Source organism: Pseudonocardia kunmingensis (assembly GCF_006716445.1).
Lineage (GTDB): Bacteria > Actinomycetota > Actinomycetes > Mycobacteriales > Pseudonocardiaceae > Pseudonocardia > Pseudonocardia kunmingensis.
Window position 1 is genome coordinate 932,402 of record NZ_VFPA01000002.1, and the last position, 11,794, is coordinate 944,195.

The following is an 11,794-nucleotide window of genomic DNA, read 5'->3' on the forward strand; positions in this document are numbered from 1 at the left end:
GAGCGAAGGAGCAACCGATGAGACCGAGGTACGTCCAAACCGTCGTTGCGGGCGCCGCGTGTGCGCTGCTCGCCGCGTGCGGATCCGTCGCGGCACCCGGCGCCCCGGCCGGGGGTGGGCCGCAGGACTCATCCTCGACCTTGCAGATCGCGGGCTTCGACCACCCGTACTCCGCGGCCGTCGTGGAGGAGTTCCGTCGCGCCCATCCAGATATCACGGTGGAGGTGTCCGCCGTCGAGGTGACGTTCGAGGAGGGCAGCGTCCAGACGCTGCTGCGCTCAGGGCAAGCCCCGGACGTGCTTCTGGTCAACTCGGGCCCGGGGCGGGTGGGGCTGCTCGCCGACGGGGGCCTCGTCGCCGACCTTTCGGAGCTCTACGCCGAGCGGGGGCTGTCGCAGCGCTACCGGCCCGCCGTGCTCGATCAGATCACCCGGCAGGGCGGCGGCGCGCCCTTCGAGGTCGTCGAGGGCCTCGACGTCTTCCAGGTCCACTTCAACAAGGAGTACTTCACGCGGGCGGGGGTCGCGGTGCCAGCGACGTTCGACGAGCTCCGGTCTGCGTGTGGCCCGCTGGCCGATTCCGGAACACTCCCGATGGTCGTCGGCGCACGCGACAACTTCGCCGGCGGCTGGCTGCTCGGCGCGCTCGTCCAGTCCTCGGCAGGCGCCGAGGCGATGTCCGAGGTCATCTACGGCGATGGGGCGTTCGACCAGCCGGCGATCGTGCGTGGCGGTGAGATGCTGCGCGAGCTCATCGACGCCGGGTGCATCAATGCCGGTGAGGCCGCCGCGCTGGACCAGGAGCAGGCCGAGGCGGCGTTCCTCGCCGGTGAGGCGGCGATGACGGTGATGCCGCAGGGGCCGATGGCCGAGCTGCGGGCCGAGGGCGGGGACGCGAGCCGGTTCGACTCGTTCCCGATGCCGGCCCTGGATCCGGCAGCCGCTGCGGTGCCGACGGCCGGGCTCGCGCTGAGCTGGGTGGTGCCGGTGGACACGGATGCGAAGTCCGCGGTGTATGAGTGGCTCGACTGGGTGTCCAGCGAGGAGTACCTGCAGTTGGCCGCCGACAGCGGCATGACCCTCGCGCCGTCGCGTGTCGTTCCGGATGGTGCCAACCTCGACCCGGCGATCCAGGCCGCCGTCGACGCCCTGGCGACGGCCCCCGGCTACAACCCCAGCGTCTACCTGCCCGCGTCGGCGAAGGACGCCTGGTACCAGGCGGTGCAGGGCCTGCTCACCGGCAGCACCAGCCCGGAGACCGCGATAGCGGGCGTGCAGGCCGAGCTGGAGAAGAGCCGGGCCGAGGGCGGCGGCTGATGGCGGTGGTGCAGGGCGTGCGCCCGCGCCGGGCTGGGCGCCCCGGAGCAGCGGGCGGTCCGGGCCGGATCGGGGGTTTGCGCCGCCCGGAGCTCGGCCGGATGCTGTTCGTCGCCCTGATGCTGGCCCCGGCGTTCGGCCTGGTCGTCGTGTTCGTGCTCGTCCCGCTGATGCGCGGGGTCCAGTTCAGCCTGTTCGACTGGAACGGCGTCGCCCCGGTCATGACCTGGGTGGGCCTCGCGAACTACGTCGAGCTCTGGACCGACCCGGCGTTCCTGCAGGCGCTCGGGCGCACCCTGGTGTGGTGGGTCATGCACGTGGTCCTCGCCGCCGGCGGTGGACTGCTCATGGCAGTGCTGATCAACGAGGTGCGGTGGGATCGGATCCGGTCGCTGTTCCGGAGCCTGGCCTTCCTCCCGCACGTCCTGTCGCTGGCCGTCGTCGGGGTGATCTGGAGCCAGCTGTACCACCCGACCGTCGGCCTGCTGAACGACGCGCTGCGCGCCGTCGGCCTGGAGTTCCTGACCCGCCCGTGGCTGGGAGAGCCGATCCTCGCGCTCCCGGCCGTAGGGCTGGCGAGTGCCTGGCAGGCGTACGGGTTCTACATGCTGATCTTCCTGGCCGGGATGCAGACGATCGATCCCGCGCAGTACGAGGCGGCGACCATCGACGGGGCGAACGCGATCCAGCGCTTCCGGTACGTGACGCTCCCGGCGTTGCACAACACGATCAGCCTCGTGCTCGTGCTCGCGTTCGTGAGCGCGCTGAAGGGCTTCGGCACCGTGTGGGCCATGACGCAGGGCGGACCGTCGCGGGCGACGGAGCTGGCCGCCGTCTACGTGTGGCGGCAGGCCTTCCAGACCGGCGACATCGGACTGGCCAGCGCCGCCGGCCTGACGATCGCGGCTATTGCCATGACGATCGCTTTCGCCATCAACCGCGGGCGCGACCGCGCCGCCGAAGGAAGGTGACTCCGTCGTGATCGCATACCGGCTACGGGCCGCGGTGCTGGTGGGCCCGCTCGCCGTGCTCACCGCCCTCACCATGGTGCCGTTCGTCTGGGTCGTCCTGAGCGCGTTCAAGGACGAGGGCGAGATCTTCGGCTCCCCGCTGGGCCTGCCACAGAATTGGACGTGGGTCAACTTCGTCACGGTCTGGACCAGCGGCGGCTTCGCCGGCTACTTCGTCAACAGCCTGGTCGTCGCCGTGGCGGCGACCGCGCTGATCGTGCTGGTCGCGTGTCCGGCGGGTTACGTGTTCGGCAAGCTCGCCACCCGGCTCACCGACCGGCTGTTCTACCTGCTGCTCTTCACGATCACGCTGCCGATCGAGGCGATCGTCGTGCCGGTCTTCTACCAGTTCCGCTCGATGGGGCTGGTGGACACCAGGCTTGGGCTGGTGCTCATCCTCGTCGCCACCGGCACCCCGCTCGGTGTCTTCATCACCCGCAGCTTCTTCCGGGATCTGCCCGACTCGCTCGCGGAGGCGGCGAAGATCGACGGGGCGTCGGACTGGCGCACGTTCCTCAGCGTGATGCTCCCGCTGGCGAAGCCGGCGCTGCTCGCCGTTGCGGTGTTCAGCTTCCTCGCCGCGTGGAACGAGTACCTGCTGGCGCTGTTGCTGCTCTTCGACGACACCGCACGCACCATTCCGGTGGGCCTGACGCAGTTCCAGGGCCAGTACAGCTCCGACTACGGGGCACTGTTCGCCGGAATCGTCCTCGCCATGATCCCGTCGATCCTCGTCTACGTGTTCCTGCAACGTTCGTTCACCCGCGGCCTGCTGGCCGGGTCCGTCAAGTGAGGTGCCGCATCAACACTGACTTCCGTTACCAGTTCGAGTACCCTGACCGGCTCCCGGTCGCGTTCATCGGCGCCGGCGGGCACTCGTTCCGAAACGTTTATCCTGCGTTGCAGTACCTGCCGGTGGACCTGCGTGCCGTGTGTGATGTCGAGAAGGACCGGGCCGCCGCCTATGCTCGAATGTTCGGCGCCCCGACCTACTATGCCGATCACCGGGAGATGCTCGATCGGGAATCACCGCGGGCAGTGCTCGTCGTGACCGGATATGACGAGTCCGGCCGCGTGCAGGCCACCGACATCGCCGCCGACTGCCTGCGCGCGGGCGCGCACGTGTGGACCGAGAAGCCAACCGCTGCCTCCACGGAAGAGGTGCGCGAGCTGATGGAACTCAGCGCGGAGACCGGTCAGTTCGTCATGACCGGCCTGAAGAAGGTCTTCACGCCTGCGATGGAGAAGGTGAAGGCCATCATCTCCGCCGAGGAGTTCGGCCCGGTGTCCTCGGTCGCGGTCCGTTACCCGCAGTCGATGCCGCCGCTCGCCGATCGCCAGGACCTGGTCGCGATGCGCAGCTTCCTCGACCACATCTACCACCCGGCTGCGGTGCTCAACTACCTCATGGGCCCCGTGGACCGCCTCAGCTACGAGTGGGAGCCGGTCACCGGGGGCAGCGTCACGAGCCTGCGCTTCACCTCCGGCGCCGTCGGGACCATGCACCTGGCCGCAGGGTCGGCCGGAACCAGCCCGCTGGAGCGGGTGGAGGTCGTCGGCCCCGGCGGCAACGTGGTCGTGGAGAACGGGGTGCGGATCACCTACTACCGCGCGGGCTCCCGCGGAACCTACGGACGGGCGCCGTCCTTCGTCGTGGACGACGAGGTGGCCCCGCTGATGTGGGAACCGGAGTTCTCGCTGGGACAGCTGTACAACAAGAACCTGTTCTACCTCGGGTACGTACCCGAGCTGCTGCATTTCTGTGAGGCCGTGATCGCCGGCCGTTCCGCTGAGAAGGGCACGCTGGCCGACGCCCTGGCGATCATGCAGCTCTTCGAGCTGTACCGCGATCTGCCACCAGGGGTCACGGGCCGGCCCGCGATCCACGACTGACCCACGCACCCCCGGAACGATCGATGAGGAGAACGGTGTTCGACGCACAGCAGGCCGTTGCCCGGCCGTCCGATTACGACGTGGAGGAGACCCCCTTCGGACGTCTGGTCTGGATGGTCTCTGGGAAGCTCGGAAACTCCGAGACGATGACCGTCGGAAAATGTCACATCGAACCGGGTCGATCCAACCCGCGGCACTACCACCCCAACTGCGACGAAGTGCTCTACGTCGTGCGTGGCACGATCGAGCACAGCGTCGAGAACGAGGTCACGGTGATGCACCCGGGGGACGTCGTCAGCATCCCGTCCGGCCGGCTGCACAACGCGCGCAACATCGGTGAGGATGAGGTCGAGCTGCTCATCTCGTTCTCGGCCCCGGACCGGCAGACGGTCGGGGAATGACCGCCGACGGTACCGCGAGCCCGCAGCGCACGGTCGTCCTGCTCGGCACCCTGGACACCAAGCGGGCGGAGTACGCCTTCGTCGCCGACCGGCTGCACGCGGCCGGGCTGGCGACGGTCTTGGTCGACGTCGGTGTGCTCGGTGAGCTCGACCCGGCGGCCGACGTCACCCGGGAGGAGGTCGCCCGGGCCGCCGGCGTCGCACACGCAGCGCTGGCGCGCGGTGGCGACCGCGGCGCGGCGGTACAGGCGATGGCGACCGGCGCGGCACGGGTGATCCGTGCCCTTCATGAGCAGGGACGCTGCGACGCGGCCTTCGCGATGGGTGGGACCGGCGGCACCTCCCTGGCCGCCACGGCGTTCCGCGGCCTGCCGATCGGGGTCCCGAAGCTCGTCGTCTCCACCGCGGCAAGCGGCGACACCCGGCCGTACGTAGGGGAGACCGATCTGGTGCTGGTGCCCAGCGTCGTCGACGTGGCCGGGGTGAACCGGCTGTCGGCGGAGATCCTCGCGAACGCCGCGGCCGCGGTGGCCGGCATGGTGACCCGGGCGCCGGTGGCCCTGGCGCACGCCGACCGGCCGCTCGTGGGGGCGAGCATGTTCGGGGTGACCACCCCCTGCGTCGGGGCGGCTCGCGCGCACCTGGAGGACCTCGACTACGAGGTGCTCGTGTTCCACATGACCGGGATGGGCGGGCGCAGCCTCGAATCGCTGGCCGCGCAAGGCAGGCTCGCCGGAGTACTGGACGTCACCACCACGGAGCTGGCCGACGAGCTCGTGGGTGGAGTGTTCTCGGCAGGCCCCGATCGTTTGACGGCCGCCGGGGCGGCCGGCGTCCCGCAGGTCGTCTCCGTCGGCGCACTGGACATGGTGAATTTCGGTCCGAAGGAGTCGGTGCCGGAGCGCTTCGCGCAGCGCAATCTGCTCGTCCACAATGCCAGCGTCACGCTGATGCGCACCACACCGCAGGAATGCGCCGAGGTCGGCGCACGCATGGCCGAGCGGCTGTCCCGCGCCCGTGGTCCGGTCACCGTGATGCTGCCGTTGCGCGGCGTCTCCGCCGTGTCGGTGGCCGGCGGGCCGTTCCACGATCCCGCGGCCGACGCGGCCCTGTTCGACGCCCTCCGGGCAGGGCTCGACCCGACCCGCGTCGAGCTCGTCGAGCTCGACGCCGAAATCAACGACCCGGACTTCGCCCGCGCGATGGCCGCCAGGTTGAGCGACCACATCGCTCACGCTCACCAGCACACCGAGGAGAACTCGCAGGATGCCGAGAACCAGCCGCGCTGACATCGTCCGCAGATTGCGCGAGACCCGGGCGGCCGGCCGTCCCATCGTCGGGGCCGGCGCCGGGACCGGCCTGTCGGCGAAGTGCGAGGAGGCTGGCGGCGTCGACCTCATCGTGATCTACAACTCCGGCCGCTACCGGATGGCCGGCCGTGGCTCGCTCGCCGGTCTGCTCGCCTACGGCAACGCCAATGACGTGGTCGTGAGCATGGGCCGCGAGGTCCTGCCCGTCGTGCGCGAGACGCCCGTGCTCGCTGGAGTCAACGGCACGGACCCGTTCTACGACCCGCACACCTTCCTGCCCGAGCTGGCACGGATGGGGTTCTCCGGGATCCAGAACTTCCCGACGGTCGGCCTGATCGACGGGGACTTCCGGGCCAACCTGGAGGAGACGGGCATGGGCTACCAGCTCGAGGTCGACCTCGTGCGGATCGCCCACGAGATGGACCTGCTCACCACGCCCTATGTCTTCTCCGCCGCCGATGCGACCACCATGACGCAGGCCGGCGCCGACGTCGTCGTGGCGCACCTGGGCCTGACGACCGGCGGCGCCATCGGCGCCAGGACCGCGCGCTCACTCGACGACTGCGTTGCGTTGATCGACGAGTGGGCCGCGGCGGCACGGGCCGTGCGCGAGGACGTCATCGTCCTGTGCCACGGCGGCCCGATCGCCACCGTGGACGACGTGCGGTACGTGCTGGAGCGCACCGCGGTGGTGGACGGCTTCTACGGCGCGTCATCCATGGAGCGGTTGCCCACCGAACAGGCGCTCACGGCCACCGTGCAGGATTTCACCGCGATATCCCACTGACCCTAGACCGATCAATCGATATCCGAACCAGTCTCTTCAAGACGCCTGGTTGCCGGCCGACCGCCGAAGTTCAGAAATCGGTCGAGAATGGAATGCAGTGAGGTGATCTCACCAAGCCGTGCAGGAAAGATGGAATGGGGAGGACATTCGAGTAGGCGCCTGACGGAATGCGCGGTCGGCGGCAGGATCGGTGAATCTGGACGGGTCAGTGCCTGGAGCCGGCGCTGAGCCCACCGTCTACCGTCAGATTCGATCCGATCACGAATGACGAGGCGGGCGACAGGAGCCAGGCCACCAGATCAGCGACTTCGTGCGGTCGCGCGAGGCGTCCGAGTGGCGTGGCGTTCTCGCGGCGCTGCCGGCCCTCCTTGGTGGCGTGCTCGAGCAGCATGGGGGTCTCCACGAATCCGGGGCACACGGAGTTGACGCGGATCCCGAGCGGTGCCGCTTCGAGGGCGGCGGCCTTGGTCAGACCTACCGCTGCGTGTTTGGACGCCACGTAGGGGGCTCCGTTCGCCAGCCCGATGAGACCGGCTACGGAGGCGTTGTTCACGATCGAGACGCCCGGGCCGCGCAGCAGGCGCAGCTCGTGCTTGAGGCAGAGGAACATCCCGATGGTGTTGACGTCCACCATGGAGCGGAAGTCTTCCAAGGCAACCTGCGTGAGCGGGGTGCCGAACGCGTACTCGCCGGCTACGGCGATCCCGGCGTTGTTGAATGCGCCGTCCAAGCCGCCAAAGGTCGAGCAGGCAGTGGTCAGCATGTGGATCACCTGGGGCTCGCTGGTGACATCGACGGGAATCGTCAGGGCGACGCCGCCTGTCGCGGTGATCGCGGTCGCCACCGCTTCGGCCGAACTCTCGTCCCGATCGGCAACGGCGACCTTGGCTCCGGCCGCCGCCAGTGCCAGCGCCACCTCGCGTCCCATCCCCGAGCCTGCTCCGGTGATGAGGTAGCGACGTTCCTGATGCGTCTGCACGGTATCCCTTCAGAACGTGTCGATGGCCGGTCTGCGGGCGAGCCGGATACGTCGTTGGGCGTCGGCAGCCTTCATCTTCAGCAGTTCGCCAATTCCGGAGAGGTCGTTGTCCTTCATCCGGAACGCGGGCATGCATACCGACAGCGCCGCGACGGGGCGCTCGTGGTCGTCGAGTACCGCGGCGCCGACGCCTCCGACCTCCGCACGGAAGGCGCCGCGGTTGACGGCGTAGCCGCGATTTCGCACGCGCTGCAGTTCTGCCCGCACGGCGTCCGGCTCGGTCAGCGATCGCTCGGTATAGCGGCGCAGCGGTACCGCCAGGATCCAGTCGAGCGCCTCCGAGGGTAGGGCGGCGAGCTGTGCGAGGCCTGGCGACACGCAGTGGGCCGGTGAGCGGCTGCCGAGCGTACTGACCGAGTGGACCGGCTTCGGCGAGATCAGCTGGTCGACGTAAACGATGTACCGGCCGCGCAGCACCGTGAGATGGATCGTCTCGCCGGTCTCGTCCTGGAGCTCCTCCAGGAGCGGCCGGAGCTGCTGACGCAGCCCCTGTCCCATCTGGTTCGCGGGCACCAGGCCCAGCAAGGCAGGGCCGAGGCGGTACCGGAGCTCGTCGTCCTTCTCCACCCAACCGCGTTCCGAGAGGGTCTTGGTCAGGCGGAAGGCCGTCGTCTTCCCCGTCTGCAGGCGATCGGCCAGCTGAGTCACGGTCAACCCGTTGTTCTCGGCCAGGAGCTCCAGCAGGGTCAGTGCTCGGTTCACCGATGACAGCGTGTCAGCTCCGTCACTCACCGGGACACCATAGCGGAACAACGTGCGAAAATCCTGTTCCTCATACCGGAACAGCGTCTTGCCGCGGAGCGAAACACGACCATACGGTCCGGGCTAGGTGGCCCCCGGTCGGGGCTCTCCACGACAAGGAGGTCGTCTTGGGCGAAACCCATGACGCAGCGGGCGGCAAGCAGGTCCGCGCCGCAGGTATCGCGTCGATCGCCGGTTGGGCCATGGATCTCTATGACCTGACCATCATCCTCTACCTGGCCTCGACCATCGGCCCGTTGCTCTTCCCGTCCGACAACGCGACGCTGCAGCTGACGTTCGTCTACGCCTCCTTCGCGGTCACGCTGCTGTTCCGCCCGCTGGGTTCGGCGATCTTCGGGGCCTACGCCGACCGCAACGGGCGCAAGCGGGCGATGCTCGTGGCCATCCTCGGTGTCGGCCTGTCGACCGCTCTGATGGGCGCGGTGCCGACGTACGCCGCCGCGGGGCTCCTCGCGCCGTTGGTCTTCCTCGTCCTGCGGGTGATCCAGGGGATCTTCGTCGGCGGGGTCGTCGTGTCCACGCACACGCTCGGTACCGAGACGGTCCCCGCCCGGCACCGCGGCCTCATGTCCGGCGTGGTGGCCGGCGGAGGTGCCGGCGCAGGCGCCGTGGTCGCCTCGATGATGTACTTCCTGGTGGCCTGGCTGTTCCCCGGCGAGGCGTTCGCGTCGTACGGATGGCGCGTGCTGTTCTTCACCGGCCTGCTCACGGCCGCCTTTAGCTTCTACATCTACCGCAGAACCGACGAGTCGCCGCTGTGGAAGGGGACGTCGAGCGCGCCGGCGGCGCGCAAGTCCCCTCTGCGTGAGCTGGTCGGTCCCCGCTACCGCACCGCGTTCCTGCTCAACATCGCGATCGCCGCGGGCGGCGCCACCACCTATTACCTCACGCTGGGCGTCTTCCCGACCTTCTTCGAGCGGAACATCGGCTTCGACAAGACCGCGGCGGCCGTCCTTCTGATCGTGGCCAACGCCGGAGTCATCGCGGGGGGTGTCCTCGGCGGTCACCTGTCTGACCGGTTCGGCAGGCGCGCGGTGTTCCTGGGCTTTGGGCTGCCGAACCTGGTCACGCTCCCCGTGCTGTACCTCTGGATGGCGTCGCTGGGTCCGGCCGACGCGCTCACGGTTGCCGTCCTGTCCACCGTTATGGCGATCATGATGATGTCCGCGTCCGCGCCGATCCTCATCTTCCTCAACGAGCGGTTCCCCACCGAGATCCGCGCTACCGGTACGGGGCTGTCCTGGAACCTCGGCTTCGCGATCGGGGGCATCACGCCGTCCGTGATCACGGCGCTGAGCCCGGAAGTGGCTGACCTCCCCGGTCGCCTGGCCATCGGCATCACAATCGCCGCGATCGTGATGGTGCTCGGGGTGCTCGTCGTCGGCGAGACGAGGCATCTCGGCCTGGGCGAGCACGCCGGCCCCACCGCTCGCCCGGCACACGTGCCCCACTCGACCTCCGCGTCACCGCTCCCGTCCACCGAAGCCGCCCAGCCGGCCAACGAATAGGAACCGCCGCGATGCCGATCATCAACATCAAGCACGCTTCGCCCCTGACCGCTGATCAGGCCGACGAGCTCATCGCCTCGCTCACGGACGTCTACGCCTCCGTGACGCAGGCGAAGCCCGAGGCCATCCACGTTCTGATCGAACGCGTCAGCGCGGACCGGTGGGGCGTCAACGGGCGCGCGCTCGTGCACAAGAACGCCTGACCGCCGCCGCGACCGGGCCCCAGCGCGCGGCCCCTCAGCCCAGAAAGGTTCCCATGCCCCACCCAGTCACCGCTCCCGCACACGATGGGGATCGCCACACTGTCGTCCTCCTGCACAGCCTGGGCACGGATCGCCGACTCTGGCGCCGCCAGGTACCGGCGCTGTCGGACGCGTACGAGGTGTTGACCCCGGAGACCAGAGGGCACGGGGAGGCGGACTGGCCGGGAGAGGCAACTCTCACCGGCTGGGTCTCGGATCTGGACCGGGTGCTCCAGGACCGGGGCCCCGTCCACCTGGTCGGCCTGTCGATGGGCGGGCTGCAGGCCGTCGCCTACGCGGGAACGCACCCGGAGAAGGTGCGCAGCCTCGTGGTCGCGAACTCCTTCGCCCGCCTTCCTGCCGACGTTGCCGAGGCGCGTGTGCAGGGAGCGGCCGAGGGGATCGCCGCCGGGATGGACGCCTTCGCCGAGCAGTACCTCGCGCAGACCCTCACCCGCGTGATCGACGAGGAGGACCACTCGGCCTTGCGCGGCGCCATCGCCGCCGTTCACCCCGGCGCCTACCTCAGCTCGGTAGAGGTCACCTTCCGGGCGGACGTCACCCCGTGGTTCTCGCTCATCGCCTGCCCCACGCTCGTCGTGGCGGGCGAACACGACCACAAGGCGCCGCTGCAGCGGTCCCAGGAGATCGCCGACGGCATCGACGGTGCGGCTCTGGAGGTGGTGGCCGGGGCAGGGCACCTGTCCTGCCTGGAGAACGCCGGCGGGTTCAACAAGATCCTGACCTCGTTTCTCGGCAGCGTTGATGCCGGGCTGCAGAAGAGGCACGAGGAGACCCCCGCATGAGGAACACGATCGTCACGGGCGGTGCCAGCGGGATCGGGCAAGCCATGGCGGCGGCACTGCGCGCGGACGGCCACCGGGTGTTCGTCGCCGACATCGCCCCCCGCCCGGAGGCCGAGGCGCCCGAGACGTACCTGCAGACCGACCTCGGCACCGCCGAGGGGATCGGGGCGCTGTCCGAGGCGCTCGCGGGACGGGAGATCCACGACCTCGTGCACTGCGCCGCCGTCGGCCAGTGGTCCTCGTTCGCCGACACCCCGCGCGAGATGTGGGAACGGATCCTGCGCACGAACCTCGAGGGGACGATCGGTCTCACCCAGACCGTGGTTCCGCTGATGCCCCGAGGTGGTCGGATCGTGCTGTTCGCGTCGGGCACCGTCTTCAAGGGCCCGAGGAACCTGTTCGCCTATGTCGCCTCGAAGGCGGGCGTCATCGGGTTCGCGCGGTGCCTGGCCGAGGAACTCGGCGAGGACGGGATCACCGTCAACGTGGTGAGTCCCGGGATCACCGCCACTCCGATGATCGCGGACATGGCGCACACCGAGGAGGCCAACATCGCCGGACGGGCGATCAAGCGACGGGCCGTTCCCGACGACCTCGTCGGCCCTGTCCGGTTCCTGCTCTCCGAAGGAGCCGCTTTCGTCACCGGGCAGACGCTCTGCGTCGACGGGGGCTCCGTCAAGCACTAGCAAGGCACGCCCGATAGCAGCAACTGCCGCGGCA

The 11,794-nt window shown here is 69.3% G+C and carries 13 protein-coding genes; 11 read left to right on the forward strand and 2 right to left on the reverse strand.

Annotation, left to right across the window (positions count from 1 at the left end):
- Positions 1-17 precede the first annotated feature (17 nt).
- The 7 genes from FB558_RS20240 to FB558_RS20270 all read left to right on the forward strand — a co-directional run bounded on the left by FB558_RS20240 (position 18) and on the right by FB558_RS20270 (position 6,717).
- Positions 18-1,316 (forward strand): ABC transporter substrate-binding protein, encoded by a 1,299-nt coding sequence (locus FB558_RS20240; RefSeq protein WP_170231429.1) that lies wholly within the window; start codon positions 18-20, stop codon positions 1,314-1,316.
- Complete coding sequence (locus tag FB558_RS20245; RefSeq protein ID WP_142055744.1) at positions 1,316-2,287, forward strand: carbohydrate ABC transporter permease; 972 nt, start codon at positions 1,316-1,318, stop codon at positions 2,285-2,287. Before FB558_RS20240 ends, FB558_RS20245 begins: the two co-directional genes overlap by 1 nt.
- Before the next feature lie 7 nt (positions 2,288-2,294).
- Positions 2,295-3,119: a carbohydrate ABC transporter permease gene (locus FB558_RS20250; RefSeq protein ID WP_142055747.1), complete on the forward strand. Its 825-nt coding sequence runs from the start codon at positions 2,295-2,297 to the stop codon at positions 3,117-3,119.
- On the forward strand, positions 3,116-4,219 hold the full coding sequence (locus FB558_RS20255) for a Gfo/Idh/MocA family protein (RefSeq protein ID WP_142055749.1): 1,104 nt from the start codon (positions 3,116-3,118) through the stop codon (positions 4,217-4,219). Before FB558_RS20250 ends, FB558_RS20255 begins: the two co-directional genes overlap by 4 nt.
- Before the next feature lie 80 nt (positions 4,220-4,299).
- Positions 4,300-4,620, forward strand: a complete 321-nt coding sequence (locus FB558_RS20260; protein WP_211366701.1) for a cupin domain-containing protein — start codon at positions 4,300-4,302, stop codon at positions 4,618-4,620.
- Positions 4,617-5,909: a Tm-1-like ATP-binding domain-containing protein gene (locus FB558_RS20265; RefSeq protein ID WP_142055753.1), complete on the forward strand. Its 1,293-nt coding sequence runs from the start codon at positions 4,617-4,619 to the stop codon at positions 5,907-5,909. Before FB558_RS20260 ends, FB558_RS20265 begins: the two co-directional genes overlap by 4 nt.
- Positions 5,887-6,717: a phosphoenolpyruvate hydrolase family protein gene (locus FB558_RS20270; protein ID WP_142055755.1), complete on the forward strand. Its 831-nt coding sequence runs from the start codon at positions 5,887-5,889 to the stop codon at positions 6,715-6,717. Before FB558_RS20265 ends, FB558_RS20270 begins: the two co-directional genes overlap by 23 nt.
- Before the next feature lie 205 nt (positions 6,718-6,922).
- Here the strand turns inward: FB558_RS20270 and FB558_RS20275 are convergent, their stop codons facing one another.
- Positions 6,923-7,696, reverse strand: a complete 774-nt coding sequence (locus FB558_RS20275; protein ID WP_211366702.1) for an SDR family NAD(P)-dependent oxidoreductase — start codon at positions 7,694-7,696, stop codon at positions 6,923-6,925.
- Positions 7,697-7,705: 9 nt separating this feature from the next.
- The gene (locus FB558_RS20280; protein WP_211366703.1) at positions 7,706-8,488 is read right to left on the reverse strand and encodes an IclR family transcriptional regulator; all 783 of its coding nucleotides are present in this window, start codon (positions 8,486-8,488) and stop codon (positions 7,706-7,708) included.
- A gap of 137 nt (positions 8,489-8,625) precedes the next feature.
- Here FB558_RS20280 and FB558_RS20285 point away from each other — a divergent pair, with 137 nt between their 5' ends.
- From FB558_RS20285 to FB558_RS20300, 4 genes are read left to right on the forward strand one after another with little or no spacing between them, the layout of a single operon-like run.
- Positions 8,626-10,026: an MFS transporter gene (locus tag FB558_RS20285; RefSeq protein WP_211366704.1), complete on the forward strand. Its 1,401-nt coding sequence runs from the start codon at positions 8,626-8,628 to the stop codon at positions 10,024-10,026.
- Positions 10,027-10,037: 11 nt separating this feature from the next.
- Complete coding sequence (locus tag FB558_RS20290; protein WP_142055761.1) at positions 10,038-10,229, forward strand: tautomerase family protein; 192 nt, start codon at positions 10,038-10,040, stop codon at positions 10,227-10,229.
- Between the two features lie 53 nt (positions 10,230-10,282).
- A complete protein-coding gene (locus FB558_RS20295; protein WP_142055763.1) occupies positions 10,283-11,074 on the forward strand; it encodes an alpha/beta fold hydrolase in 792 nt (263 codons plus the stop codon).
- The gene (locus FB558_RS20300) at positions 11,071-11,760 is read left to right on the forward strand and encodes an SDR family NAD(P)-dependent oxidoreductase (protein ID WP_142055765.1); all 690 of its coding nucleotides are present in this window, start codon (positions 11,071-11,073) and stop codon (positions 11,758-11,760) included. Before FB558_RS20295 ends, FB558_RS20300 begins: the two co-directional genes overlap by 4 nt.
- The last annotated feature ends 34 nt before the right edge of the window (positions 11,761-11,794 follow it).

Bases quoted from the DNA above. Each gene is read 5' to 3' on its own strand.
- FB558_RS20265 (WP_142055753.1), top strand. From the start codon at position 4,617: ATGACCGCCGACGGTACCGCGAGCCCGCAGCGCACGGTCGTCCTGCTC.
- FB558_RS20245 (WP_142055744.1), top strand. From the start codon at position 1,316: ATGGCGGTGGTGCAGGGCGTGCGCCCGCGCCGGGCTGGGCGCCCCGGA.
- FB558_RS20300 (WP_142055765.1), top strand. From the start codon at position 11,071: ATGAGGAACACGATCGTCACGGGCGGTGCCAGCGGGATCGGGCAAGCC.
- FB558_RS20295 (WP_142055763.1), top strand. From the start codon at position 10,283: ATGCCCCACCCAGTCACCGCTCCCGCACACGATGGGGATCGCCACACT.
- FB558_RS20270 (WP_142055755.1), top strand. From the start codon at position 5,887: ATGCCGAGAACCAGCCGCGCTGACATCGTCCGCAGATTGCGCGAGACC.
- FB558_RS20290 (WP_142055761.1), top strand. From the start codon at position 10,038: ATGCCGATCATCAACATCAAGCACGCTTCGCCCCTGACCGCTGATCAG.
- FB558_RS20240 (WP_170231429.1), top strand. From the start codon at position 18: ATGAGACCGAGGTACGTCCAAACCGTCGTTGCGGGCGCCGCGTGTGCG.